Origin of the sequence: Pseudomonas plecoglossicida NBRC 103162 = DSM 15088, assembly GCF_000730665.1 — a bacterium.
GTDB lineage: Bacteria > Pseudomonadota > Gammaproteobacteria > Pseudomonadales > Pseudomonadaceae > Aquipseudomonas > Aquipseudomonas plecoglossicida.
This window is the reverse complement of record NZ_BBIV01000028.1, coordinates 51122-77732: the sequence shown is the minus strand read 5'-3', so window position 1 is coordinate 77732 and position 26611 is coordinate 51122. Positions and strand designations below refer to the sequence as shown.

The following is a 26611-nucleotide window of genomic DNA, read 5'->3' as shown; positions in this document are numbered from 1 at the left end:
GGCTTGTCACTGAAGACGCGGCTCCGCCGACTCTAAGAGACACGCTGCTTGGCGTTGATCTTGGGACGTGAAAGGGCACCTATGGTGATCAGGCGCCACTTATCCGCTGATGCACAGAGGCGTCTAATCATCGAAAACCGACAGCGTGGTCAAGGGACGCAGCGACGACAGCAGGGGAAGGTGTGAAGCTGACCGGCAGGCAAAAGAATGCCCGCCGAGGCGGGCAACGACTAGCACGTCGGCACAGGTAATCGCTGTCCTAGCCTCTGTGAAACCCGAGTGGCCATTCTCCAGTCTAGGCATCATGGCCAACCTTTCCCGGATCTCACGGGCCTCAGGTACTGGCTTAGTGCTCGACGGCGGTGGACGCTACCTCCTCGACTACGTAACGTCTGAAATACTCTTGAGCGGTTGTTAACCAGTCCCCGTACCAACATTCATAGTTCTTAGCTATCGAGTACCCATGACGATAGTCAAGGAGGTCGTCAAACCAATGCATGTTTGCATTATTGGTCGTGTTCAGGAAGTGTGATGGATGAGTGTCGCCTGAGAGAATATTGGCAAAATCCTCGGGGCTGATCATCCTACCATGGATGCGTCGTTTGTAGTCGTTATCAAGCTGCTTGAGCATGTTGTAGATCTCTGGGATGTTGTAGAAACCATCCACCCAGGCAGCAAAGTTGAGATCGAACACGATGCAGTAGATTTTCCAATGTTTGGCGTGCAGATGCGCGAGCATCACCAACTGCTGGGTTTTGCTGTTGACCAGCATGTGCACCGATTTGGGGTTCGCATCTTTCAGCTGCTTCAGCTCTGCCCAGTGATAGGTTGAGATGCTCTCGATCGGAAACATGCTCCCCTTGGCATGTATCAGCCAATCTGCGCAAACCCCCGTTGCCTCGCAGACCCTGGTGATCTCTGACTGGCTCATGTCGAGCGCCTCGGATTCCACCTGCCCCAATCGCTTTTCACTGCTGTAGTCGATCAAATCAATGAATTCGCTTGGGGACAGTCCCAGGCGAGCCCTCAAGGCGCCGATTCGCTTCCCACAGTCGTAGTGCCGCTCCTTGGGTGGGGCGGGGGTTGGCACTGGCTGCGGAGGCGATTCAAGGGCTAGCTTTTTTCTCATTTCGGACAATTCGCGAGCACACAGGGCATCAGTGAGCTCCGCGCTTTGGTTCGCGATATGAGCCAGCCGATCCAAGGCGTACACGGTTGTCGACCATCCGTGTTTTTCACATGCCTCGCGATAGATCATTTCGTCGGTACTGCCGGGCGCTGATAGACAAATGACAACCTGGTCTATCCGATCTCGGATGGCGCAGTTCTCTCGTCTGAGCTTTTCAATGTCGCTCAATACCTTGGCTTGGAGCCCAGTGATCTGGCCAGAACACAACACGGCGATGTATCGACCATTGGACTGCTTGTAGGCAAGCAGGTCGGCAGGCCCCTGGGTGACTCGTCCCAAGTGATTCAGCGTATCGGTCAGGTGCTCGTAATCCTCGGAGACCGTCGGCAGCAGTTGTCTCACAAATTTTTCGAGCTCTGCCCCGTTTAGCTGCCCGATCTTCGATTTCAGTAACTCGATCAAATTATGTCCTAGCAAACTACAAAGGTGAGTCTGAGCCGAGAAGGGTCGTCGTTGAACCTTCTGGCCTGGGTTTCCAGCGGGAAAGGGGTTGGAAGCAACGTCCAACAGATTTCGCGCCAGGTAGCGATGATGTGGCAAGAGTCTACCTTGTGGAAGAGGCTTGCCAGAGGTTGGCGTGGCACATGAGGGTGCTCTGGATGATCAGGCACCGCCCAGCCCTGCGACACATTGTGAGAGCTAGGGGAGAGCGTTCGCAGGTATTGAGAAAGCGGGGTTACGTTCATCCGGATGTGACCCTTGGATTGATGACTGACTACGGCCTCACCAATATTGTCGCCGAGCGATTCGATGCGGGAGTGCGGTTGGGCGATATCGTTGATGCCGACATGGTGGCAGTGCCCATCGGGCCACCGATGCGTATGGTCACCGTGGCCGCACCTGGCTATCTCAAGCGTCACGGCACACCCAAGCGCCCTGAGGAGTTGATGACGCACCGATGCATCAACCTGCGCCTGCCAACGCATGGCGGCCTGTATCCGTGGGAGTTCACAAGCGAAGGCCGAGAGTTTCGCGTCAGAGTGCAAGGGCCCCTGATCATGAACAGCTCGATGCAGATCCTTGATGCCTGTCTGGCCGGGACGGGGCTAGCCCAGGTGACTGACGCGCACGTGCATGAGCACGTGGCCAACGGCACGCTTGTGGAGGTCTTGCAGGAGTGGTCGGAAACATTCCCTGGCTACCATCTCTATTACCCGACACGGCGGCAGCAGACCGCTGCTTTCAGGGTGGTTCTGGATGCACTCAGGAGCGATGATGTGCTGGTATGAAAGGGTGTGCGATTGGGTGAGGGGCCTTGAGTACGAAATCGGCGAACTCATCGAGCGTGGCGAAATCCTTACCCCCGTTGCGGTTCAGTAGAAATCCCCGGATACCCACCGCCATCGGGCCTTCACGGTCGCACTTCTCTGAGTCGCCAATCATCAGCACACCATTGTCATCTAAATGATCGCTGGTTTCTGCGCCCAGCAGCTCGCAGGTGGCTCGATACAGGAACGGCTGGGGTTTTAGGGCTCCAACCGCAAAGCTGAAGCCGTAGCCATCGATGGTTGGATACAAGCGGCGAACCGGCGCTGCATATGGTGCTGCCAAGTTGGATGCGATGGCGATCTTGATACCTTCCGCCTGCAACCGCTCGACAGCGCGCAGTCCGTCCTCATAAGCGACGATACTGTCCAGCTCCGCTTCAAGGGCAGTTTGAATCTCGGCCATGCGACCTGCATTGATCTTGATCCCGAAATGCTCCGCTGCCTCCTTCAGACTGAGGGGGCGGGCCATGAGGTGATGCACGTCATCCGCTCGCGGTCTGCGGCCCTGGCGGATCCCTTCCCTTAGGAGCTGGCGGTAAGGATGGCTGGCTTTGGGGATACGGACGAGCGTACCGAACGCATCGAAGAGGACAAACTTGACGGACATCTGGACGCCTTGATCAAGGTGGGGCGACTGCCCGTAAGGTCAGAAATGATACCTTGAATCTCAGGGGTTATGGGCGCTGAGTGAGCCGTTGCAAGGGACACGGGGTGGCCATCTGGGGCTCATACGGTTGTGCAGTTATCTTGCCAGGGCGAACGCTCAGGCGGCTGACCGGCATCGGCGAAGACGTTGAGCATCCGGGCGTCAAACAGGGCACGCGTAGCGTGTCGTCGACATGAAATGCTTGTCCTGTATCAAAGGCCGGAGCAGGCCTCTGAAGTGGTCTTTCCTCTTAGGCTCAGCGGTAATAGGATACTGTGGTAATGGCCTGTAGCCGCTAAGGACAGCATCGTGATCAAGAATTTGATATTGCGCGGCGTTTCGAGCTACTCCCCCGAGCAAAACTCCTTGATTGGCCCACTCACGAAAGTGAACATGTTCTACGGGCACAATGGGACGGGCAAGACGACGATCGGGAACTATCTTCAAGATCCTGCTGATCTCCTGTACCACCAGTGCAAGACGCAGCCTGCGTCGGCAGAGCGTGAGGTGTTGGTGTACAACCACACCTTCATGGAGGCCAATTTTTACGCAAGCTCACAGGCTGGCATCTTCACACTCAATGAAGGCAACATCGAAGCTGAGAAACAGCTGGTAGCTGCTGAAGATGCACTCAAAAAGCTGCTGGTTGAACACCAGGCCGAAGTGGCAGCGGGCAATCAGTTCGGGGAATCCCAGAAATCCAATAAAGCTGATTTGCTCGATCAGCTATGGGCCCTCAAAAGGCCGTTCGATACCGGGCCTCTGCGGTACTGCTTCGCTTCTCTCAACACAAAGGAACGGCTTGGGGAAAAGCTGCGCACCCTGGCTCTTGTACCCTCGACGGATGACTTCTCAGTACTGGCCTCTGAGGCGCAGCAGCTGCAATCGGCCAGTGATGCTGAGCTGCCTGGCATAACCACAATCCGGTTTGCGGAAGCGGATGTGGAAACCAGCGCGCTGCTGTCGGAGGCCATTGCCGGCTCCGGCGACTCCTATTTTTCCGCCTTGATCACCGACCTGGGGAACTCCGATTGGGTCAAGCGAGGGTTGCAGTACCAGCAGCGGGAGGAGTGCCCGTTTTGTCAGCAAACTTTACCTTCTGGATTTTACGAAGAAATCCAGAAGGTGTTCGACAAGACGTATGAGCAGCGCATCACCCAATTGAAAGCTCTGAAAACGCGGTACGAAGGCGGCGTCACTCGCTTGAGAGCCCAGTTCAAGCGTCCCGAATACGACGGATCGGAATATCAGCTGCTGATTACGAAACTCGATGCTCGCCTGTCGCAGAATCTGCAAACGCTGGATGCCAAGGTGACTAGTCCGTCGACGGTTGTGGCACTGGAGCCTACCGAATTGATAATTGATGATCTCAGCGATTTGATTGCGGAGGGTCAGAGGAAAATCGATGCGTTCAATCTCAAGGTGAAAGACAAGAAAAACCACCTGGAGAAAATCAAGGCACGCTTCTGGGTCTGCTTTAGATCCAGTTGCGACGCTGCCATCGCATCGGCGAGAAAGGTGCACGAGGAGCTGGGAGTCAAGAAGGAAGCGAAACGACAGCTGGCGGATGAGATCCGCCTCAAGGCCCAGGCCCATCAGGACATCATTGCCGAGAGTAAAGCCAAGATCACCAATATCGATCAGTCCGTTGAAAGCATCAACGCGTCGCTCACGGTATTAGGCCTGAAGGGCTTTGTGGTGGTCAGGGAGGAGGGCGACTTGCCGCGCTACCGCTTGCAGCGGCCTGACCAGCAGGTCGGGGTATTCAAAACGCTCAGCGAGGGTGAGAAGACCCTGATTTCATTCCTTTACTTCCTTGAAGTCTGCAACGGCGAGCTTGATGAAAAAGGTGGAAAGCTGAAGAGTGAGCGAATCATCGTCATTGACGATCCGATTTCAAGTCTCTCTCACAACTATATTTATGACATCGCATCCATGATCCACCGGCGCGTGCTAAGTCCGAAAGAACGCTTTAAGCAAGTTTTTATTCTGACGCATAATTTGTTCTTCTTCCATGAAATGCTGAAGCACCTCAAGAAGTCAGATGAATACTCCTTGTTCCGAATCACCAAGGCAGCTCACAGCGTCATAACGCCGATGAAGGCCAGTGATGTTCAGAACGACTATCAGTCATTCTGGCAGGCCATTAAGGATGCTCAGGTGGGCCGCACCTCTTCTAGTGTCATTCCCAATATGATGAGAAATATATTGGAGTATTACTTCACCTTCGTGCATCGGCAAGATGAGCTCCAAACGGCGCTGTTGGCACTAACTGATGAGGACGTAGAATTCAAAGCCCTCTATCGATATATCAATCGAGAGTCTCACTCTGACGCAGTTAACTTGACGGATTTCGGTGAGATTGTGCCGTCACATTACGTCGACCGATTTAGACAGGTGTTTGTGCGAACAGGATTTGAAGAGCATTATGAGAAAATGATGGGTGAGCATACTTGAACCTGTTGGTGATGTGAATTTGGTCGTGACGGTGAAGGCGTCAGTCTTGGCAATTGCAAGCAGGTTCATGTTGTAGCCTGTTGTATTGGTACTCACCACGCAAGGAGGGGTAGGGGTTATGTACAATTTCCTGGTGACGTCTCGTGAGGGCGCATGGGAAAGCGGCTATGAGTATGATAAGAGTCGCTTTTTGGAATACACGAACGATGATATCGCTGCAAGCTTCAAAGAGCTTAAAGAGCCTCAGCTTAAAGCGCTGATGGAACTCCCCTGTCTGTTTGCGTACGAGGGCACGCAGCACACTATGAGAGTGGGGAAGGTTGAGGTAAAGCTTCGTAGAGACGGCAAAATTTTGTTTGCTAGACCGATCATGGATGCGCGAATTGCCCCCATTGACTTTGAGCAGATCAAACCTCATCAAACTGCTCTTGATATTCGGGATTGGGAGATCAATCGCACGCACTGGGCAGTCAAGGACGAAGACCTTTTTGCCATTCTTCATCACGCAGGTCTTCTGCCGGAAGGGATAGTTGGCTCGAAAGTCACCAAGGAGGATCTTCCTGCCACCTCACCACCGGAGACTCGGGCTAACAGCGTCGGCACGTTTATTGAGCAGGTGTTTCTATTGAATCATGGTAGTCGAGAGGTGTTCTATCGGGGACACTCCAATAGCAAAAAGTATCGCCTGGAACCTTCCATTTTTCGCAGGGATCAGAAGGGGAATTTTGTCTATCGGGACGCCGAAGACCGAATGTATCGAGAGCTGCTGGTTTCAAATTCCTTGGACTTCAGCGGCGATATTTATACCCTTGATCGTTTGGTGCGAATGCAACATTATTCGCTCCCGACACGTTTGCTTGATATTACCTCAAACCCGTTGATCGGCTTGTACTTCTGCTGCAAGAGCCACTTGGATGATGATGGGGAAGTCATCGTGCTTTCCATGGATACTGGTTATATAAAATATTTCGATTCCGACACGGCAAGCTGTGTTGCTAATCTGTCTCGGTTATCTAAGGGCGTGAGGGACTCAATTTCATTCGAAGCGGCAGGGGTGGAGGACTTCAATGCTCAGCGAGCACTGAAGCAGTTGCTTCATTTTATCAAGGAAGAAAAGCCATTTTTCGAACCTCGACTGGAGCCTGAACACCTTCGCTCTGTATTGTGCGTCAAAGGAAAACACACCAACAGCAGAATCTCATTCCAATCAGGGGCTTTCCTTCTCTTCGGTGATGAAGCGGTGTTGGATGAGGAGGGTACCTCCGATATCACGCTTCACCGCATAGCGGTAACGAACAAGAGAAGTATTTTGAAGGAGCTTGATCGGCTCAATATAAATGAAAGTACTGTGTTTCCCTATATAGAGAGCTCAGCGAAGTACATTGCTCAGAAGTTTGCCTTTCAAGACAATGAGTGACAAATTGCCCTGTATGGCCGTCAGGGGGCTAACATCGCATAAGTAGACGCGGCGCAAACTGAGGTCATACAGGGCGGGTGCTTTTGGTTCCGTTACGGGCTATCTTTGCCTGCACTACTGCTAATGCTGGCGGGATTATAGATTTGTTGGCTGCGCCCAGTTGTCTACGCCGCGCATGGATGCATGGCAGGGTGGTCAGGGGAGGCGGTCGATCGCGGCACCGTAGTCAAAAACCACGGTTACTCCGGACACGAGAACTGCTTCAAGTCGGTGCTTGGATGCGTCCCTGACGACGCGAAACACGCTCACTTCGCCAACCTGTCGGGTGAGTTCCCAAATCAATCTGAGCTTCTCGGTGGCCATGCGGGGCTGTATCGCGCCAGGCGAGGCCTTAGCCAAGAACGCGGTGAGCTTGGTCTTGAGCTCGTACCTGGAGTCGTACTGATAAGGGCCGAGGGTGAAGGGGCCGTCTCCGATGATTCGATCAAACTCGATCTTGGGCTTCATGTGTAATGCTTGGATTTCACGGTGCTCCCTCCAGCGGTTCCAAACCTTGATACCCCTGGCGGTGCAGTGCTCGACCCAACGTGTCTCAGCCTTCAATGAGGCCTCTTCGGAGTCGCAGGTTTCTACGACTTTGAATGCCGGAGTCACTCCGGCATCAAGTAACTGGGCGATCTTGGCTGCCGCGCGCTTGCAGTCGTGGTTGGCTTTCCCAAGATGGCCTCGCTGCCGGCTTTCAAAGTCGCCCGTCTGCCCCACATAGAAGGGCTCCTCCGTCTCGGGATCAATGATCAGGTAGACGACATAGTCCTTGGTAGCTACGCCGTCCAAGGCTGCCTGCTCAGGGACGACTGTCGTCTCAGGCTCGGATGCTTGCGTGCTGAAGTGAAGAACAGGGGAGTGGTTCGAACCTGGCCTCGGATTGTTCTGGCGGTACCACTCCTCGGCGAGGGCAAGCGTAGCGAACGATTGGTGTTTCGCCTCTGGAAAGCGGTCAATGGACAAGCGAGCCCCGTCGTCCCAGCTATTGAAAATCCCGAGTTTCCGTCCGTGGACTACTGCATAAAACTTCGGTTTCTTTGCCATCCTGTGCAACCTTCCTGAATATCTAAAAGGCCTGTCGGAGCGAGTCGTCGTGGGCGGCAGTACCTCACAGACGTGCCAGCGGTGCGATTGTCAGCCTTCATCCTGCAAAATATTGGTGACGGACGAGCTTGTAAACATGGCCTGTAAACCCAATTTTTGACCTGTAAACCTCTGTGCTTTACAGCTCAAAAATCAGGTTTACATGGCCTATAGACCGCCTCGCATAAAAGCGGCCCGCCTGGGCGGGCACGATCTCTGGCGGTTGCTCTGGGCGGGGCGAACGGGGCGAACGGGGAGCCGGACTTAGCCGTCCGCTCGATTCGCCTCCGTCTTGCGTCGCATTTCAAGAATGGGGTGATCCTCTGCTACCTTCATCGCCAAATGCATCGGGCCTGGCAGCCGAAGGTGGCCGTCCCAGAGTGGCGCGTTGCGACATAGCAATGCCACCTGTTCGGCAACCACCGTGGAGTTGGGGAACGTACCCGCTTCCATGATCACAATTTCGGTTACACCCAACTGCTGCCACGGATCCTTGAGATTTCGCCCCGATACGTCATAACGGGTGTTGTCACGCAGTGACCGAATACTCCCGAATTGCTTGGAAGGCGAAACGAAATAAAACACGCAGGGGCTTTCGTTAGACTGGAAGACACCAATCTTTGGCCCCACGAAGCGCGGGGTATGGGGGAACAGGGAATGGTTGCCGGTCATCTGCGCGACCTGCTCATCCGCCCGGATGCGTACGACCGCTGCTCTTGGGGGAATTGGAGGCATCCCCTGACCTGGGCTGTCTTTCAATCCACCATAGAACGTTCTCAGGTAGACATCTAAGCAAACAATCAGCGAATCCTTCGGGTTGATTTTACAATCCAGGAAGCATTGGCTAACCAACGTCGTTACGTGAGGGAACGCCAGCAGCGTGGGCGTTGCGTGGATAGCAGCCAGGCCTTCGCTGTAACCCATCCACCTGCCGCTGCCATCTACACTTGAGTCGAACCAGAAAACCTCTGGTTCATGCCCACCCAGAGACATCCGGGTGATGATAGGCAAAAACTTCGCCGGGCCCTTTTCCTGGATTCGGTCAAGCAGGATGGCCAGTACCGTTGTACCAATCGGCACCGATTTCACCTTGGGCAGCGGTGCAGGCAGATAGCCGCTCAAGCGAATGGCTTCAATCACCGAATTGATGGCCTTGAAATCGCGCTCCTCGTCTGTTGGCTTGCGCTTTTTTGATTCGGCATCCGGGTCGATGTGCATGATGAACTGAGTCGCGATGCCGTGCTTCGCGAGAACTCGTCGGATCACATGCTTGGGATCCAAGTCGCCATCACGAGAGGCCGCTAACGCGCTTGTCTCAACAATCATCACCTTCACGCCGCCCTGCGCATGTTGCTTGGCAGCAGGTACAACTTGGTTCTGCAGCCACTCGCTGAGGGTGTTCGGATCGTGTTTCCCTTCCAGCATGCGTTGGGCGTCCGTGACATCCAGGCGCACGAGGTTGATCAGTGGAGGGGCAACCTTTTGGAAGAACTTGGTGTCACGCGCCAATGAGGACGCTGCGGTGTGGAGTCTTAGCATCACGTCGGCATGAGCCGCGAGCACCATGACGTTCAGATTGACCGTGTCGGCAGAGACGGTGGCCTTCTCTTCGGCAAGACGCCCGACGGCCTTGCGTGCCAACAATGGTTTGGTTCCTGGAAGTGAGGCAAGCAAGTGGAAGCATGCTTGGTCGAGGAACAGCGGGCCTGCACCGGAGCCAATCAGCGGGTTCGAAGGTTGGATGGCATAGATCGGCCTGACATCACTGTCTACAGGAATGTCACCCTCGACCATGGGGGGAAATGCCGGCACCCCCATGAACGCGAGTAGTTTTTCAATAGGATGCTCATAGGTGGTCTTCCAGCCGTCGCCAGCAGGTCGGGTCTTGATCTTCGCCCTTACGATCAGATCACCGGTTTTGACCCACGCATTTTTCTTCTTCCCCACCAGGTTGGGCATGACTCGCGATAACCTCACCCTCAGCTGCAGATACGGCTGGGGGCGGCCATTGAGCAAGACCAAGTCCGGCTCGATAATGTGTAGCGCGCTGGCGTAGCGGACATCGCTTTCTGAAATCACCGGATCATCCCATGCAAGCACACTACCGTCGGCACCTTGGTAGAGCTTGATCGGCTTGGTTGCCTGCATCGGGGTGCGGGTGAGCGCTTGGCCTACCAGCCAAGGAATGACGATGTATGCGAGCGACGACACATCTCCGGGTGCAACCAGCCCTACGGTGTCCAGGGGCACCAGATCCGTCACAACGAGCTTGCCCTCAAATTCAGCAAGCTCCTGTTTCCAGGCCTGCATGACGTCCTTCGACCAGAGATTGAGGGCATCATTGAGGGTATCGATGGGCAAAGGCCTGAGCATCAGGATTGCCGACACACCGCCGTCCTGTTGCGGGAACATGTTCACTTTGACCGGCCCACCCGACAGCGTTGCCAGCATCTCTTCGAGCCCGACCGATGGGAGTCCAGGGTGGGGCTTCCTGGCCAACCCTTGCAGGGCCTGCCAGGCGTCCAAATAGTGCGGGCCGATGACAGCACGGTAGGCGTTGCCCAGCTGGCCGGCATCAAATTCAAAGAGGCTGGTACGTAATTCAAGACCCTTCATGTCGCATCCTTTCGTGACTCATAAATGTAATTCAAGAGTGCCGAGGCCACGCCTGCATGGTGGCGTTGGAATTGATCCCAGTCGCCATCTCGCTTCAGTTGCTGCACGCTTTCGCTGAGCATCTGAGGCCAGGGGAGTGCGCCTTCCATGAACGCTGCGTCGGCGAAGTAGCAGGTCACGGGCGTGCCTCCCCTACGGCCTCGTCCAATGAGCTGCGTGAGGCTCACCAGAATGTTCATGATCGTGTAATGGCGGATGTTGTCAGGTTGCTGACTGAATGCCGGATCGGCGGTACGAATGCTCTGTAGCAGTGCATTGGAGTGTTTTCGCTCTTGGATCATCAGCATGCCAGGACTGCTATGCAGCCCTACGGCATTGCCCGTCTCATAACAGATATGCGCCAGATTGTTGTTGGGGCTATCAGACGAGGGCAGGGGGCGCACGCAGATAACGACTTCGCCGATTGCCGAAAGCCCGTCGCTGTTCACGATGTTATGACCGCGCGCCATTGGGCCCATGGCACTCACAAGTACCGTCTTGTCCCTGTGGCGACCGCTGGTGAATTCAGCGAGATCGTCGTACACCAATGTTTGCTCAGCTTCGAGGGTCGATGGTTTGTACTCGCTTTGTCTTCCGCGAACCCAGCCCACACGCTGGCCTGGGCCATTCTGAAGAGTCGCCAGCGTCATCGCCAAAACCTCAGCATCCGCGTCGCTGTTGGTGACAAGCAGCAAGCGAGCCCGTGCACTGGTCAGCGGGTCGTCAGCCAGGCTCACCAGGCGACTATCAAGCCAAGGCCAGATCTCCTTCGCCAACTTGGACACCAGGAATCTGCGTTGTGAATACTGCCCGCCAGAAATGGCAGTGGTCGCAGGCACATTCTTGAATGTGACTTGGCCGGGCACGTCGGGCACGTCGATGAAGTCTTCCGCGCGCAAGTCATAAGCGCTGGCCCCAGGGAAGTACGCCGTCGCGGAAAAGCCAATGAACAATCGTTTCACACCGGCATAGCCAAGCGCGCTGACGTCTGGCAGTGAGAGCAGCGTGCTGTGAGGATCGCCGCGCATGGCTACCACATTGAGCGTTGAGTCATTGTCGGCGGTATCCTTGCGCTTGAATCCAAAAACAGCCCGCTGCAAGGGGCCATTGGGGGTAGGACTCAGCGGCTCGGGCCCCGCGATGCTCCGTTTGACCTCGTATGCATAAGGTATCTCGGCATTCACAAAGCTCGGTAGCTCGACTTGAAGATTGCGCAGGTGGGTTTCGATCACCTGCAAGGTGCCTCGCAGGATGAGCGACGCCTTCAGACGAATTCTGTCCCGCTTGTTGAGCTTCGCCGCAAGCCTGCCATCTGAAGACAACTGCGTGATGAGGTGATCCAGGCTAGTGGCAAGGGCTTCAAGCTTGTGCTCGCCACCGTTTGAGCGCCATTTCGCCAGATGTGTGCTCAGCTTCTCCAGGTGTTCCGGCGTGCGATTCGAGTTCTCGAAAAGCGCTTCCAACGCAGGGCGATCAATACCGAGCTTCTGGATGATGAAGGTGTCGTCAGCATCAGACCAGGTGGTTTCCTTCTTTGGCCATTCGAAATATCTCTCCTGCTGCAGGTTCATCAGCTGGTTGACGCTGAGTGTGCAGTAGGTCAGCGCCCAGCTCACACGGAACAGACTGCTTCGGTCTATCTCCGGAATGCTGGATCGCCCGGCCACGGTGTTGAACAAGCGCAGCAGAGGACTATTGTCACCTTGGTTGCCTAGCTTCAGCTCAATCACGCTGCTGTCGATCGCGGACTTCAACAGCCCATCGATTTCATCGACAAGGAAGAGAGGCGCCGTTCTGAGCAGTATTTCGATGAAGCTACGAGGCCCTGGGAACAGGTCAGCGTCAGACAACGGAATACGGGTCGTCCCCGACAGCAATGCATGGTGATTGATCACCACGATGTTGGCCTCAAGGGCTTGCGACAACATCTGCGTTCTGTCGCACTTGAAGAGGAAGGGGCAGTGTTTCAACCGCTTCGACTGCTCTGCTCGACCCTCTTGCTCTGTCGAAACACGGATGTTGAAGCATGGCTCTTTACCAGGCTCCACATCCAGCTCGTCCGTCGCGTAGGCATTGAGCAGGCAGGCATAGTCGTACGCCGGCGCGGCATGACCCTGCTTGAATTGGATTTGGCCACGCTCGAAGACCCGAGCTGCAGAATGCAGGGGGGCTATCTTCAACCCTGGCGCAGCCACCGCAGCAGACTGCTCTAGCATCCGCACCGTATTTTCAAGCTCAACGAGGGTCGGCACCGCTATCACAACCCGATGACCTCTGCGCGCAAGGTCAATCGACATCATGACCATTGCGACACTCTTGCCAGTGCCCGTCGGTGCGTTGACTCGGTAGAAGGTACCGGCTTGCGCCGCGCGATCTGAGTGGGAACCCCAAATATTATCCAGGGAGCTCCGGTGATTGTTGTGAAGCCCCGGCGCAGCGTCGAGTTGACCGGCGATCTCGGTGAGCGATGCCAACTCCCAACCGATTTCCGGAACTGCTGGAGATGACGCGAGCGTGATGCTCCGGTCGATGATATCCAGAACAGCCCATTCACTCTCAGGGATGTAGAAGACCCTTACTTGGTCGCCAGCAATGTGCTTGAGCACGACATCGCCGTTCAGTGGAAGCTGCGCATAAGTAGGGGGCTTGCGCCCATATCTGAGGGCATCCAGGTACTCTTTGATGAGCTGATCTGTATTCAAGTAAGGGGAGACACGATAGCGATCTTGCTCGTGCAGTTCGCTGCCGAGCTTGTCCTGCTCTATGAGCTCGAAAGGGCTGCGGTCACCATTGAAGATCGCCTCGACGCTCATCATGAAGCGCTTGGGCTGCGCAACCGGCGAGGGGCGCAGACGCAGACTTTCGGCGATCAACTGCTGGTCAGCTTCAGGCAACCCATACCAGGTGATCCATCCTCGCGTTCGGCCAGAACAGAGCGATGCTGCGTCGGCCAGCATGGGGTCATTGCTCACATAGCGTGCAGCCAATGCGAGGAACAGCGTGACGCTGATGTCAGAAAGGGGCTGCACGTTTCTTCGCCTCCTGTACACATTGGCTCTGGGTGTACACGCTCACGCCGGGGTTACAGTGTTTTCGGAGTAAGGGGAGGCTTTGCTTCTGGTAATCCGGGATTACAATCCATCGAGGTGAGCTCGTTGGAATCGCCTTGATGTGCTCGGCAAGTCTGTAGGCGGACATCCAGACCTTGGCATCGATATCCTGGTGGGTATGCCCCAGTCGAAAGCGTAGGTCTGTACGGTCAACATCTGGCCATAGCTGCACGTCGAATCCCATACCGGCCAGAGTCTGAGCGAGCTCGAATTCAATGAGCCCGGGCTGAAGCGTAAACTTCCACAACGCTGGTTTGAGCATCAGCCGGCCATCGACAGCCTGCCCGTTCAAAGCGGTTCCGTCGACCCGGTTAGTCAGGGCATCGCCATTTCGAACGAAGAGACTTTTCTTGTCCTGGCACCACGCTGACGCGCAGCTGACTTCGTGCCGCTGGGTGTTCATTGGCCACTTGCATTCCGGACACAGGTATAGGAGCCCGTTGTGAAACAGGTGCGGCGCAATAGGCTCGTAAAATTCGCTCAATGACAGGTTCAAGGGCAGGAAGGTGTCACTGGCTTGAGCGGGCCAGATCACACCATGCTGAACCAGAAACAGGCGGAAATTTCGGTAGTGCAATTCACCGTCTGCTCGCAGTCGGCATGCCTGCTTGACCCGATTCACACTTTCTTGCACACGATCCCAAACCGCCTTCGCATCAAGCTCCAGCAGCATTTCACTGCATGTCTGGGTGAAGATATCGAAGTAGAGAAGGGGGCCTGAATAGTCGGCTCTGACGGACTCGGGCAACCAGTCCTCCAAGGGCGTTCGAAGCCTGCGCTCCAGCTCGATCGGGGAGATAGGACTCCCCGTGGGATCGAGTCGCCAGAGAAGGGCACATGCTCGCTGGAAAAGAACGAACGCTTGACCCCGATCTGTAGCGCAGAGTGAGGCTCCTTGTGCGAGCAGGTTGAGAAGGTACTCGGGGGCTTGCCTATCCATACGCACACTCCATCTCATCCCTGAGCTTCTTCTGCCAGCGTTGCTACGGGGTTGCCTAGCACTGTGGGGGGGGGCACGTCTGCCGCCTGAATTTCGCAGTAGTGCCTACGCTATCAATTTGCTATTAAACCGTGCAATGCCCTAGCGCACTTTGCCACTCGGGGACGGCGATACCTCCCGGGGAGGGGTACCAGGATGGCGAACAACAACTGCGCCTGAGGCCAGGCGCAGGTCGGGCAGGGCTCGGCGAGAGCAGGTGGATCTTGGCTGTCAGGTCATCGCGACTGCAGCCAAGAGCGAGGTCGGCAGTCTCTTCAGCCAATCTTTTGCCCGAGCGCCATCTGCGGCTCGGGTTGCCCAAGATCCGAAACTCTCGGGCATATCTCGCCAGGCTGTTCATGAGCAGAGCACCCACAGCACGCCATCGAGCATCAGCCGGTCGCTCAGTCGGGGCAGACCTCGGCCAAGGGTTTCGATGAAGAGATCGGAGACCACATCCCAGGCCTTGTTCGTGAGTTCGTAGCGCCTTGGCATCACAGACTTCCTTACCGTTAATGGCGCGTGACTCTACAAAATCTCAGCGCTAGAGGAGCGACGATTAGGTTTCTCGGGATTTCGTACAGAGCCTAGCAAGCCAGGCATCTTTAATCCTCAGAGCCATTGCCCAATGGATTCAGAAACCATGGAGTGCCAGCATTTCATATTCGGGGGCACTCCAGGTTGTCCTCCTGACTGAGACTATGCAGCTTGGAGGTCGCGATCCATAGCTGCATCCAGTTGTTCATCACGTTCAATGTATTGCTCCTTTGTGAGCTTGCCCTTTTTGAAATCATCACGGAGTCGCTTCCTGCGCCTCTCATAGCTTTCAAATGTCTTGGCGGCTTCGACGGTCTTAATGATCTGCTGGTACTTGGATTTTTGCTTGAATGCGGAATCAACGTAGTCCAGCAGGCTCTCAAGTGTGGCGTGCCCGCTCTTAGCCATCGCAGACTCAGCGAGCATCTTGTTGGTCATCAACGTCTGCCTAAACGAATCTGGACTCAACGCCTGAGTGGCCGCAATGAGCTGGGCCACAATGTTGGTGCAAAAGGTGTGTCGGAACAAATGTGCACACGCTTGCTCTTCGATGCCTGCTAACCTGCGAATCTTAGAAAACTCCGTCGTAATGCTGTCGATGCCCAAGGGGCGACCTCCGCGCTCAGTGACGAATAAGTACCCATGGTCTGGGATACCTTTGTGTTTCTTCATGATTGTACGTCTGGGGCCGCGAATGTAATCCATGAGCTCATCGATCAGGGGAGGACTCAGTTCAAGCTCTCGTGTGATCCCCATGCCTCCACGTTTTAGCGTATTGACGATGAGGGTTGGAGATTTCACTTTGCTGGCGGCAATGACCTCGGCCACCGTAATGGGCTGGGTCTCAGCTCTTCGAGTTCCCATTTCTTCGAATAGAGAGATCATCAAGTGCCGGCGAGTACTCAAAAACTCAGACGATGAGTGAGCATCAATCGTATCCCTCAGCTTTTCGATAGTCGCCTCACCGATCGGTTTACGAGTCTTCTTCGCAGAAGGCGTCCTGAACGACCTATGATGGACGCTTGAGCGTTTGAAGGCTTTACCATTCCGATAATAAATGGCGTCCACCATGACAATAGAAATGGTGCCATTGATCCCCACGAAGTTATGCAGGCCATTCATTTCAGCGACATGGCTGAGGAAATTAAGACACCGTCTGCCAATACCGGTGATGGTGCGCTCATTCCTTTTCTGCTGTTTAGGGTTGTCAGGCTTCTTCTCTTGACGGAGCCCATCGATGAAGTCGCAAAAATCGTCATCCGACAGGGCGATGAAGCTCAGCTTGTTGTAGTAGCAGAAGCGAATCAGGTGGCTGATCTGGCCGGCGTACTGCCCAAATGATCCGCCTTTAGTGCCATGCCTCGACGGGCCATGCCCGCCCCTGCCAGGCTGCATTCTGAGCTTGATCATATAAGCATTAGCTTGCAGGCACGGTGAACCGTCAGGCCAGGACATGAACGGCATCATGCTGCCGTCAAGCGTATGCAGCTCGCCATGAGTCAGATAATCGTAGAGCCGCAGCTTCGGAATGGGAGTGAAAAGCTGGCCCGACTCGGGATATTCAACGGTTCGTTTTGTCATTGGGCACCAGCTTCAGATGTTTTTCCATAGAGAGGACGGAGGTGTCGTCAAATGGGGCAGGGTTCATCCCAAGAATTTTAATGATCCGATTGATCGCGTCATTGATTCGCTTCTGCCGTAACCCAGTGTTCACGGTGTCCGCGATGGTGATCAAGTCTCTACGGTTAACCTCCAAAGCCTGTACCAGCACCATGTTGACTGCGTGGAGTGAGGAGACTGAGGCTTTGAGATCTTCGATCTGACTCTCAATGGCGCTTCGCGAACGCTTTTTGGGCTCGGGCGGCTCCTCGCTGAACTTGGCAATGGCGGCCTGGGCATGAGTTCGTAGTTTGTCCAAATAAGTGAAGTCGCGATCAGGGCCATTACCCGCCAGCTTCTTCTTGAGCGTATTCAGGCTGATTGGCTGGATTTTCACTTGTTCGTCCCGGATCCAGAAATCCATCTCCAGCGCGCACAGGTAGCCCTGACTCTTGAGGGCGTGAAGCACCTGTTCGTTCTGGGCATAGCTGCCAGGCTCGCGCCGGATCTCATGCAAAAGCTTAAAGATCCCGTCAATGGATTGTTCGATCTGCTCGCGTTTAGTCAGTGTGCTCATTGATGTTTTCCCGATATTTCAGCTGACGATGAAGAGGACTTTCATGGCTTTGCCATTTTCATCGTTGTAGAAGTGCGGCTCGATCCGGGCTTTACCCTCTTCCAGCATGGCTTCGAGATACGACTCGATCTCCTGCTCATCGACCAACTTGAACGAGGTGGTACCAAATTTGGCAGCCAGCAAGTCCTTTAGGTTTTGGTAGTTTTCCAGGCGATCTTTTTTTGCTTGATCAGCGAAATATCGGGCGCCAGCTCCCCGAATGTCTGAAGGTTCCAGGCACTCGGTCAGGTAGTGCCATACGTGTTCGATGTCACGGTGCCCGAGCATCCAGCGTAGCGTGTCAAGTTCGCCGAAGCTGTTGGTGTAGAAGAACATGATGGCAAAGAAGCGCCGGAGCTGATGCTGGCGGACGTAGTAACGCTGGCCGTCATCGTTCAGATCGCTTTCGAAGTAGTCGCAAGCGAAATCCAGGTGCCGGTTGTAGAGATGTGTTGAGCACTCCTGCAGGCCCGCGTAGCCCAACGAAGAGGGGGTGGCATACAGGTCGCCCAGGTCGTCGATGATTCCCGGCAGCTTAAGCAGCTTCTGGAAACGACGAAGCTCTTCAATCATTTCAACCGCGATAGCATCGATAGGGCGAGACTCACGCTGCCGCAAGCCGAGCGCTTGGCGGGTCGACTTTGCTAGGCCGAAGATAAGCCAGGATTTGCTACCGTCGAGGCAATCTCGCGCTTTGAGCGTCACCAGTTCGTCGACCCGCCGTGCCATGAGCATACCGACGGCCATCTGGATGCTGCCCAGGTACACGTACACCAGCTCAATCAAGCCGTGGTTTGCACGCAAATCTTTGAAGTATTTCTCACGGCTGCCTTTACGCGGGAGTCTGTTTTTCGTTCTGCGGTTGCTTGAAAGACCCAGTTTTTTGACGCCGAGGCTGACGAGTTCCGGGCCGATGACATTCAGAAATTCGGCTTCTGGGAGCTGGGTCATCGACAGACCTTTTGCCTTGCAATAGGCAGCGACCCTCACGAAGCCGTTCAGGATCATCCTGCCCTTCTCGACATGAAACTCCATGCTTCGGCGGAACAGCTTAAGTAGGTTGGCCGACGGAACGCTTCTGAAGCGTTTGGACTCGTTCACATCGGGAACATACTCTTTGATGGTCTCGATATCGGATGGGGAGGGTAGCTCCAATGTCCCCAGGGCAGCACTGCCGATCAGGGTGTAGCGGTAGTAGAAATAGATGCTTTCCTGCAGCCTCTCGGACTCGCCTGTCGTGACCCGTACGCCTGGAAACTCGCGACGGTAGCTCCGCTCATTGGGATAAAAACTGAGTGCGTGAAGCGCAGATTTGGGGGTTTGACAGCCTCGTAGCGTATCGCTGTAGATCAGCTCCGACAGTTGTTTTGTGCTGATCCGGAACCCATGGTTGCGATTGCCGTAATACACACCCGCTTTCATCAGTGCAGCGCGTACCCTCGGAATCTCCGATGCTTCGATGCCGAGCGAGAAGTCCTCTAGCTCGTCGTCGCTGACCTCCAACATGCTGGGATATTTCTTGAATAGCGCCTCTTCTTCCGAAGGAGTGAGTTTGCCGAGTTCTGAAGTGCTAAATGCCGTTACCCGATCTTTCCAGGCATACACGGAGTCCTCGGATCTTGCCTGAGTGGCTAGGTGATTCAGCATGCCCTTTAAGTGGTCACCATCGAGAGATCCCAGGCCAAACTCCACTAATCCATAGCTCTCGGCATGGATCAACAGATAGTCGATGAGCTTTAGGGTGTAAGTGACCCTCATGTGCTTGCTGCTAGGAGCCAGCATCGCAAACTCTTCATTCATGCCATTGCCGCCGATGATGAGGAGATGTTTGAGCGAACGCAGCAGCACGTCGTTCTTCGCGTCAGTCAGCAAGCTCCCATCCCAGAGCTGAACACTCCATGCGAGATGGAATGGCACCTTCTGATTGGTCTGCATTTTCCAGTCATTTTCACTGAAATCGTTAAGCAACCAGGGGGCGGTGGTATGCGCCGAGGCCTTTTCTTGGTCAAACGTCTGTAGGAAGTCATAGCTGGATTTGACCGCCTTAAGCTTACGCATAGATCAGCGCCTCCATTTTCTTCGCATCCACCATTTCAAGTGCGGTAGCCAGGTATTTCTTCAGCGGCGCCTTTCTCCCGGTCGTGATTTCCGTTTTGATCTTCTCCGCAAAGGATGCCCAGTATTCGGCTTTGCCACACACGGGCCCTGTTGGTGGCTGCCTTTACTGCGGCCTCCAGTGACAACAGGGAGGCCAGGAAAGGAACGCCAATCGAAAGCACCGCTTCGCTGCTATTGACTTCTTCGCGTTGCGCTTTGCGTTCGGGTCGGACGCCTCAGAAGGAATCTCCTCGATACGGTGATTTTCAAGGAAGGCGTCCAATTCATCGATGCTGGTAAATTTGGTTACCCTAAGCAGATGAGGGCTCTCTTCCATGGCTACACAGACAAGGGCCTTTTGGAAGATCCGGATCCAGCGCGCTTTGATGAACGCCAGGATGGCGTCAGGTAGGTAGTGGCTGAGTAGATCCGGGTAATAGTGCTCATGACCCAAGGCATCGGACATCTTTTCTGAGCTCTTGCTCTGAATGAAAATTTCCACCGCCCTGGAAGGCCTGATTTTCGTCAGGCGAACCCGCTTGATGAGCTCGACTAGCTCACCATCTGAAAGATCGCTGTGCGGCCTGAACTCTTTGAGCAACCGTTCCCGCAGGGTGCGGTTGTTGATAAACGAGTTGTCATTCCAAAGAGTCGGCTTTGCTACCTGGAAGGGCTTTAGGGCCTTCCCGGATGTGATGAAGAGGTAGCGCCAATCGTCGTTTTTCTCCGCCTTCAGTGTGCGACGGCCCAAACTGGTGATCGCGATAATGTCTTTGACAATGGCAAACGACTGGTCATTCAGTTCGATGACCTGCTCTCGTACGTCTGGCTGTTTGCGGTCTTTGTACCCGATGAGTAGCCGTTGCTGCTCGTCGAATCCGACCAGCTGACCGTCTTGGTTATACAGTTCGAAACTTTTCAAAAACTCAGATGTGATTTCGGGGTGCTCAAGCACAAGCAGGCACTGGAATGGAAATAAGCTTCCTGCCACCGCAAATCCTAATGCGTTGGCAAGTTCCGGCGCGCTGCACTTCGAACTGGTCGCGTTTTGATATACCTTGCAGAGAAACGCAGTGGGGACGTTTGAATTAACGTCTTCTAGAGTTGCGCAGACATCAGCCACGCTATAGGTTTTGTAGAGCCCCCTGCCTTCGTATTGTTCAATCGGAGTGCCTTTATTCGCTTGCTCAATTCGCCACATATACCGAGATTTGAGGTCAGCCGCTTGTGCCGTCGCCCAATTGCGAACCGTCGTGACATCTCTTTTGATGTGGAAAAAGAGGATTTCAACGGCTTCGGCATCGGTCACGTGCAAAGGGATGTTCGTGAGCAACTTCTCTTGAACGAGCGTGCCTTCTTCGTCTTCCGTCACCTTGGTCTCTGAGCCATGCTTGGTATCGGGCGGCGGGCGTCGAATTGGAGAGCTGATGCTTGCCCAGATAGTTGGCTTGCAGAGGCATTGCTCTACAGAGTTAAGGAATCGGTTCCAGTTTTTGATCTGAGACTGAGCGTCCAGCCCGGCTATCTTGGCATTGTTAAAATAGGAAATGGAGAACTCCTGCATGAACTGCTTAAGTCCCACCTCCGTTTTGAACCGGCTCAGTGGCCAGGAATGGTGGTGCTTGGCGAGGTAGTCAAACAGGATGTTCCATTCGCTACGGAATCTGCCCGTACGGTTCCGGAAATACTGCAGCAGCTCTTCGTAAACGTCCTGTACAAAAGTCCGGCCATAGGGGACGACCAGCTGGGCTAGACGCAGATATACAGCTGCCTGCCGTGGCTGTTGGATGTCCCAACCTTTCCAGTACCACTCGTGAAATTCGTTTGTGCGTGCTCGGATTGCAATGCACACCTCCGGGTCTGGTTTGAAAGTCCGGAAGTCCCATTCCAATCGGTGGTGGTCTGGGTATTTTGCTCTGGCTTCATTCAGCACTTGATAGAGGGTGCGGCAAAATTTGATGGGCTCTCTATCCGGCAGGACGATGAGTGCCTCTCCGGCCATTGCGGTAGTGAAGCCTTCCAGGATTTCCCGAATCTCGGGGGAGCGGAGCGTGTCCATTGTGACCCGATGGCCCATCACGTCGCAGTAGGCTTCAAGCGCCATCAGTTGAGGCCTGATGACGAAGCTTTTGAGATTGAGCGACTGACGTAACGACTCGGCAGATTGGAGGATCAGGTCTCCAACCTCGCCATCAATGGCGGTGAGGGGGTGTTGGCGGATGGCTGAGGTATTTTTGATAATTGTCATTTTTTCTAGAGATGATAATGTGGTCTGTAAGCCGCATTCTGTGGGCCTTTAGAGAATAATGACATGGCTTGCTAAGTAGTCAAATCCAGGAGCTGGGTTTCGAACTGAACCTGGGTTTCAAGGAAGACCTGTCTGACGAAGCCATCGATGCCTTCCTCGACGCCTTCCTGGCAGAAGCCATGGATGCCAATGGCCTGGACTACGTCGGCGGCGATGACTTCGGCCTGGTCTGCCTGGCCAACCGTGGCTCGGTCAGCGAAGAGCAGCGCGCTACCGTCGAAGCCTGGCTCAAGGGCCGCAACGAACTGACCACCATCGAAGTCAGCCCGTTGCTGGACGCCTGGTATCCGGAAAAGCCGATCAACCCGGCTTCCTGATGCACGCTTGAGTGCCGCCCGCCTGGGCGGCGCTCGATCAAGCCCCGGCCAGCGCCTTGGCCAGGGCTTTCTCCACGCGGCGCATATGCCGCGCCAATGCCTGCCGACGCAGTTTCAACTGTGCTACTGGCACATTCTCCTCGTTCATCGCCTCGCAGGCCGACATCATGCTGCGCGATTCCAGCATGCGTGCCGCGCTGAGGATCTTGTGCGCCTGTTCGCGCAGGGCAATGGCCTCGCGCTCGGGGTTCAGGGCCATCAGTTCGGTGAAATCCTCTTGCAGGCTCTGGTGCAGGGCCGTGAGCAACCGATCACGCTCGGCGGCATTGTCGCCTACGATGCTGCGCAGACCCTTCAAGTCGAACGGCCGTCGGGGGCCTGCCTGCTGCTCGCGTCGGGCGATAACGGCCAGGCGCTGGCTGAGGGTGCGCAGGCTGATGGGTTTGAGCAGGCAGTCGTCCATGCCGACACTCAGGCATTTCTGCCTGACTTCTGGCTGGGCATTGGCGGTGTAGCCGAGCAGGACGCAGGGTGGGCGTTCGCTACGGCGTTCTTCGGCGCGAATTGCTGCGGCCAGCTGGTAGCCGTTCATGTGCGGCATGTTGCAATCGAGCACCACGACATCGAACTGTCCTTCGCGCCATTGATCGAGGCCCTCGCGGCCGCCGCTGGCGGTGGCATGGCGCAGGCCCAGATAGCCTAGCTGCTGTGCCATCAGCAGCAGGTTGGCGGGATGGTCATCGATCACCAGCACATTCAGCTGCGGGTCGGGCACGTCGACATCGTCCTCCATTCGGGAAAGCAGTGGCGGCGCACCGACGCGCTGCAGGGGCAGGGTCAGGCGCACCTTGGTACCGAAATCCGGCAGGCTCTTGATGCTCAGCCTGCCACCCATCATTTCGCACAGGCTGCGGCAGATGGCCAAGCCCAGCCCTGTGCCTGCGCGGGCACTCTGGCTGTGCGGGTTGGCCTGGACGAACGGGTTGAACAGGCGCTGCAAGTCATCGTCATGAATGCCGATGCCGCTGTCGCGCACTTCAAGTGCCAGGCTTGTGCTGGCCGCAGGGCCTGCGTCGCGAAGGCTCAGGCAGACACGCACATGACCATGTTCGGTGAACTTGATGGCATTGCTGACCAGATTGCAGAGGATCTGCTTGAAACGCAGTGGGTCGAGCAGGGCATGGCAGCGGGCGCTTGGGTTGATGATCACTTCCAGTGCCAGGCCTTTCTGTCGCGCCTGGCCTTCGAATATTCGGCCCACCGACTCGACCAGTGCCGCCACTTCGACAGGCTCCGGTGCAAGGGTCAGATGGCCGGACTCGATGCGCACGATATCCAGGATATCGCCCATCAGCCCCAGCAGGTCTTTCGCCGAATGGTGGGCAACCTCCAGGGACATCGGGTCGACCTGGCCGTGATTGGCGCGTTTGACTGCCAGTTCAAGCATGCCGATCACCGCATTCATCGGCGTGCGGATCTCGTGACTGATGGTGGCCAGGAAGGTGCTCTTGGCCCGGTTGGCATCGTCGGCTTGCTGTTTGGCCTCACGCAGCTCCTGAACCAGCTTGCGGCGATCGCTGATGTCGATCCAGCCGCCGATGATGCCTTGCACCTCACCCAGTGAGTCGTGGTAAGGCAGGATCCAATGGTAGATGGTGATTTCCTGGTCCTTGAGCCGTAATGGGCGGTCGACCACCAGCGGTACGCCTGCGGCCATCACTTGCAGGTAATCGGCGTGGATCTGCCGGGTATACTCCGCGGCCGCGAACAGGCTGTCTTCGAGGCGCTTGCCCAGCACTTGATCGAGGCTTGCCTGCACGGCATCGAGGTAACTGGCGTTGCAGCTTTGCAAGCAACCATCTCGGTCACGCACGTACATGGGATGCGGCGTTCCGTCGAGCAGGGCCCCCATGAACTGCAACTGATCACTCAGGGCGCGTTCGGCGCGTTGGCGTTGCTTGATCTGGCGTCGCAAGCGGGCATTCCAGATCAGCGCCAGCAGCAGAAGCAGGCCGGTGCCCAGCAGCACTTGCATGGCCAGGCGGCGGAACCCTTCCCAACTGCTGTCGTCATGTCGGTTGAAGTCGCGCCAACGGTTGTTGATGCTTCCCATCTCTTCGGGCGAGATACTCAGCAAGGCTTTGTCCAGGATTGAGGCGAGCGCCTTGGCCTCGACGGTCGTGGCCATGGCGAAGTTGGCCGGCTCACTGCCGACCGTGCTGCGAATGACCAGGTCGGCATTGCCGGCCAAGGTAGGGTTGGCATCGATCAACGTGGTGATCACGCCATCGACGGCGCCACTGCTCAGCAATGCCATGGAGTAGAAGGGGCTTTCGGTCTCGATCCAGCCCGTTTGCGGATAACGGCTTGCCAGCCATTCGGCCACGGTGCTGTAGCGGGTGATCGCGATACGGTGCCCGCGCAGTTGTTCGAGCGATGCGTATTCAGCGTCTTGCGCGCGGGTCACCAGTACGTGGGGACTCTCGAGGTAGGGACGGCTCAGGTGCAGGCGTCGTTCGCGCATGCCCTCGACATCCAGGACGGCGATCAGGTTCACGCGCCCGTCTTCAAGGCGAGTGACCATGTCGGCAATACCGTTGGCCCGCTGCACTTCGAAACGCAGTCCGGTGCGCAAGCGAATGAGCTCCAGCAGGTCGGCGGCAATTCCACGGAAATGGCCCGTGCCGTCGAAATAGGACAGGGGGGCGGCCGTCTCGTCGATGGCCACCTGCATGATCGGATGGTCTTGCAGCCATTGGGCTTCGTCCGCGGTCAGGCTGAGTTTGCGATTGCTCAACAGCTGTTCGCCACCAGCACTCCAGCGCTTGAACAGGCTAGAGCGAATGGCGCTTGGCTGGTGGTCGAGGGCGGCGTTCACCAGCTCGAGCAGCAGCGTGTCCTGGGCCCGCATGGCGAAGCCGAAGCCGATATTCTCGTGCTCGCCGAAACTGGCCATGCGCAAGCGTGGCAGGTGGCCGCGGTTGAGTTGGTAGTGGGTCGAGAGGGTATCGCCAAGGAACACGTCGGCCTGCCCGAACGCGACAGCATTCAGGGCCTGGGATGAGGAGCCGAAGGCCAGCAGTTCGGCCTTTGGATAGGCTGCCAGGACGTTTTTGGTGGGCAGGTAATGATAAAGCATGCCCAGGCGCATGCCTTCCATGCCGGGATCGAGCGTGCGCGGCTCGTCCTCGCGGGTGACCAGTACCGGCTGGTCAATGGCATAGGCGTGCGAGAGGGCGAGCCCGTCGCTGGCGGCTTCATAGCCGTTGGCGCTGCCAAGCAGGTCGATGTCACCCCGCTTGAGCGCGGCCACGGCTTCTTGCCGGCTGGGGTAGCGCAGTACCCGGATCGGCAGCTGCAAGGCCTGCCCGATCAGGTTGGCATACTCGGCAGTCAGGCCCTGATAGTCGCGCCCGCCACTGGTGATGTCGAACGGTGGGTAATCGGGTGCCGATGTGCCCAGGGTCAGCTGTTGCCTTCCCTGCAGCCATTGCTTTTGCGGTGGCGTCAGCTGCAACCGTACCGATGAAGCCGCTGAGCGGGCCAGCAGGGAGTAAGGTGTGACCTCTTGCTCCAGTGCCTGGGTTGTGCCAGTGGCCAATGCCAGGCAAACCAGCAGGACGCCAATGAATCGCGCCATCGGCCACCTCAGACCAGTGCGTTGCGTTTGGCCATTTCGATGAGATCGACCAAGGTGTCGACCTGCAACTTCTGCATCAGGCGTTTCTTGTAGGTGCTGACGGTCTTGTTGCTCAAGAACATGCCGGAGGCAATTTCCTTGTTGCTTCTTCCCTGAGCGAAAAGTTGCAGGACCATCAGTTCTCGATCATTGACCTGACGGAATAGTCTGAGCTCGGCCTGCGCTGTTTCATGGCTGTTATGAACAACCTGGCTGGGGAAGTAGTTGTATCCGGCGAGTACGGCTTTTATCGCACTGAGCAGTTCACTGAGGTCTTCCTGCTTGCAGACATACCCGGCGGCGCCCGAGTGCATGCAACGCGGGGCGAACAGTGCGGGTGATTGCGCGGTGAGGATAAGCACCCTGGAAGGCAGGGCCATGGCCTGAAACCGAGACAGCACCTCCAGGCCGTCCAGCCTGGGAATACTGATATCGAGAATGACCAGGTCCGGGAGGGTTTCGCGAATCATCTGCATGGCGTCGACGCCATTGTCCGACTCGCCAACGATCTTGTAGTTCTGGTTCTCGAGCAACATACGGACGGCCAGGCGAATGACCGGATGATCATCGACGATGAATACGGTGTACATGTTCAAGTTCCCTGCGACG

At 55.9% G+C, this 26611-nt stretch carries 18 protein-coding genes; 4 read left to right on the top strand and 14 right to left on the bottom strand.

All coding sequences use genetic code 11. The annotated features are described in order from the left end of the window. Positions 1-346 precede the first annotated feature (346 nt). Positions 347-1591: a hypothetical protein gene (locus PPL01S_RS16575; RefSeq protein WP_028625764.1), complete on the bottom strand. Its 1245-nt coding sequence runs from the start codon at positions 1589-1591 to the stop codon at positions 347-349. A 305-nt stretch (positions 1592-1896) separates the two neighbouring features. Here PPL01S_RS16575 and PPL01S_RS16570 point away from each other — a divergent pair, with 305 nt between their 5' ends. Further along, positions 1897-2418, top strand: coding sequence for a LysR substrate-binding domain-containing protein (locus PPL01S_RS16570; RefSeq protein ID WP_248694079.1), 522 nt, complete (start codon positions 1897-1899; stop codon positions 2416-2418). On the opposite strand, the gene PPL01S_RS16565 is transcribed toward PPL01S_RS16570, so the two are convergent. Next, positions 2393-3064: an HAD family hydrolase gene (locus PPL01S_RS16565; RefSeq protein ID WP_028625763.1), complete on the bottom strand. Its 672-nt coding sequence runs from the start codon at positions 3062-3064 to the stop codon at positions 2393-2395. The two genes, PPL01S_RS16570 and PPL01S_RS16565, sit on opposite strands and share 26 nt — an antisense overlap. Before the next feature lie 348 nt (positions 3065-3412). Here PPL01S_RS16565 and PPL01S_RS16560 point away from each other — a divergent pair, with 348 nt between their 5' ends. Next, positions 3413-5560 (top strand): AAA family ATPase, encoded by a 2148-nt coding sequence (locus PPL01S_RS16560; RefSeq protein WP_016392250.1) that lies wholly within the window; start codon positions 3413-3415, stop codon positions 5558-5560. Positions 5561-5678: 118 nt separating this feature from the next. Beyond that, positions 5679-6977, top strand: a complete 1299-nt coding sequence (locus PPL01S_RS16555; RefSeq protein WP_016392249.1) for an FRG domain-containing protein — start codon at positions 5679-5681, stop codon at positions 6975-6977. Positions 6978-7172: 195 nt separating this feature from the next. On the opposite strand, the gene PPL01S_RS16550 is transcribed toward PPL01S_RS16555, so the two are convergent. The 10 genes from PPL01S_RS16550 to PPL01S_RS16510 all read right to left on the bottom strand — a co-directional run bounded on the left by PPL01S_RS16550 (position 7173) and on the right by PPL01S_RS16510 (position 21946). Next, positions 7173-8066 carry a ribonuclease H1 domain-containing protein gene (locus PPL01S_RS16550; RefSeq protein WP_016392248.1) on the bottom strand — a complete coding sequence of 298 codons (894 nt, stop codon included), beginning with the start codon at positions 8064-8066 and terminating at the stop codon, positions 7173-7175. A 303-nt stretch (positions 8067-8369) separates the two neighbouring features. Next, the gene (locus PPL01S_RS25165; protein WP_016392247.1) at positions 8370-10721 is read right to left on the bottom strand and encodes an RNaseH domain-containing protein; all 2352 of its coding nucleotides are present in this window, start codon (positions 10719-10721) and stop codon (positions 8370-8372) included. After that, on the bottom strand, positions 10718-13789 hold the full coding sequence (locus tag PPL01S_RS16540; RefSeq protein WP_028625762.1) for a DEAD/DEAH box helicase family protein: 3072 nt from the start codon (positions 13787-13789) through the stop codon (positions 10718-10720). Before PPL01S_RS16540 ends, PPL01S_RS25165 begins: the two co-directional genes overlap by 4 nt. Continuing rightward, positions 13773-14618 carry a restriction endonuclease-related protein gene (locus PPL01S_RS16535; protein ID WP_244212821.1) on the bottom strand — a complete coding sequence of 282 codons (846 nt, stop codon included), beginning with the start codon at positions 14616-14618 and terminating at the stop codon, positions 13773-13775. Before PPL01S_RS16535 ends, PPL01S_RS16540 begins: the two co-directional genes overlap by 17 nt. Positions 14619-15206: 588 nt before the next feature. Beyond that, a complete protein-coding gene (locus tag PPL01S_RS26050) occupies positions 15207-15344 on the bottom strand; it encodes a hypothetical protein (protein WP_016392244.1) in 138 nt (45 codons plus the stop codon). Positions 15345-15548: 204 nt separating this feature from the next. Next, on the bottom strand, positions 15549-16967 hold the full coding sequence (locus PPL01S_RS16525; RefSeq protein WP_016392243.1) for a tyrosine-type recombinase/integrase: 1419 nt from the start codon (positions 16965-16967) through the stop codon (positions 15549-15551). Further along, positions 16948-17562, bottom strand: coding sequence for a hypothetical protein (locus tag PPL01S_RS16520; protein WP_016392242.1), 615 nt, complete (start codon positions 17560-17562; stop codon positions 16948-16950). Before PPL01S_RS16520 ends, PPL01S_RS16525 begins: the two co-directional genes overlap by 20 nt. Before the next feature lie 18 nt (positions 17563-17580). Then, on the bottom strand, positions 17581-19659 hold the full coding sequence (locus tag PPL01S_RS16515) for a hypothetical protein (protein ID WP_016392241.1): 2079 nt from the start codon (positions 19657-19659) through the stop codon (positions 17581-17583). Further along, positions 19652-19801 carry a hypothetical protein gene (locus PPL01S_RS25155; protein ID WP_016392240.1) on the bottom strand — a complete coding sequence of 50 codons (150 nt, stop codon included), beginning with the start codon at positions 19799-19801 and terminating at the stop codon, positions 19652-19654. The genes PPL01S_RS16515 and PPL01S_RS25155 overlap by 8 nt, the downstream gene beginning before the upstream one ends. A gap of 21 nt (positions 19802-19822) precedes the next feature. Beyond that, a complete protein-coding gene (locus tag PPL01S_RS16510; protein ID WP_028625761.1) occupies positions 19823-21946 on the bottom strand; it encodes a hypothetical protein in 2124 nt (707 codons plus the stop codon). Positions 21947-22014: 68 nt separating this feature from the next. Here PPL01S_RS16510 and PPL01S_RS16505 point away from each other — a divergent pair, with 68 nt between their 5' ends. Beyond that, entirely contained in the window at positions 22015-22323 is a 309-nt protein-coding gene (locus tag PPL01S_RS16505; RefSeq protein ID WP_016392238.1) for a 50S ribosome-binding protein YggL, read from the top strand. A gap of 37 nt (positions 22324-22360) precedes the next feature. Here the strand turns inward: PPL01S_RS16505 and PPL01S_RS16500 are convergent, their stop codons facing one another. Together PPL01S_RS16500 and PPL01S_RS16495 are read right to left on the bottom strand one after the other, a co-directional pair. Then, positions 22361-25963 carry an ATP-binding protein gene (locus tag PPL01S_RS16500; RefSeq protein ID WP_016392237.1) on the bottom strand — a complete coding sequence of 1201 codons (3603 nt, stop codon included), beginning with the start codon at positions 25961-25963 and terminating at the stop codon, positions 22361-22363. 8 nt (positions 25964-25971) lie between these two features. Further along, positions 25972-26592 carry a response regulator transcription factor gene (locus tag PPL01S_RS16495; RefSeq protein ID WP_016392236.1) on the bottom strand — a complete coding sequence of 207 codons (621 nt, stop codon included), beginning with the start codon at positions 26590-26592 and terminating at the stop codon, positions 25972-25974. Between the last annotated feature and the right edge of the window lie 19 nt (positions 26593-26611).

Excerpts from the sequence above, each read along its gene's own strand:
- PPL01S_RS16570 (WP_248694079.1), top strand. The coding sequence starts at position 1,897 with ATGACTGACTACGGCCTCACCAATATTGTCGCCGAGCGATTCGATGCG.
- PPL01S_RS16565 (WP_028625763.1), bottom strand. The coding sequence starts at position 3,064 with ATGTCCGTCAAGTTTGTCCTCTTCGATGCGTTCGGTACGCTCGTCCGT.
- PPL01S_RS16555 (WP_016392249.1), top strand. The coding sequence starts at position 5,679 with ATGTACAATTTCCTGGTGACGTCTCGTGAGGGCGCATGGGAAAGCGGC.
- PPL01S_RS16550 (WP_016392248.1), bottom strand. The coding sequence starts at position 8,066 with ATGGCAAAGAAACCGAAGTTTTATGCAGTAGTCCACGGACGGAAACTC.
- PPL01S_RS25165 (WP_016392247.1), bottom strand. The coding sequence starts at position 10,721 with ATGAAGGGTCTTGAATTACGTACCAGCCTCTTTGAATTTGATGCCGGC.
- PPL01S_RS26050 (WP_016392244.1), bottom strand. The coding sequence starts at position 15,344 with ATGCCAAGGCGCTACGAACTCACGAACAAGGCCTGGGATGTGGTCTCC.
- PPL01S_RS16525 (WP_016392243.1), bottom strand. The coding sequence starts at position 16,967 with ATGACAAAACGAACCGTTGAATATCCCGAGTCGGGCCAGCTTTTCACT.
- PPL01S_RS16520 (WP_016392242.1), bottom strand. The coding sequence starts at position 17,562 with ATGAGCACACTGACTAAACGCGAGCAGATCGAACAATCCATTGACGGG.
- PPL01S_RS16515 (WP_016392241.1), bottom strand. The coding sequence starts at position 19,659 with ATGCGTAAGCTTAAGGCGGTCAAATCCAGCTATGACTTCCTACAGACG.
- PPL01S_RS16510 (WP_028625761.1), bottom strand. The coding sequence starts at position 21,946 with ATGACAATTATCAAAAATACCTCAGCCATCCGCCAACACCCCCTCACC.
- PPL01S_RS16500 (WP_016392237.1), bottom strand. The coding sequence starts at position 25,963 with ATGGCGCGATTCATTGGCGTCCTGCTGGTTTGCCTGGCATTGGCCACT.
- PPL01S_RS16495 (WP_016392236.1), bottom strand. The coding sequence starts at position 26,592 with ATGTACACCGTATTCATCGTCGATGATCATCCGGTCATTCGCCTGGCC.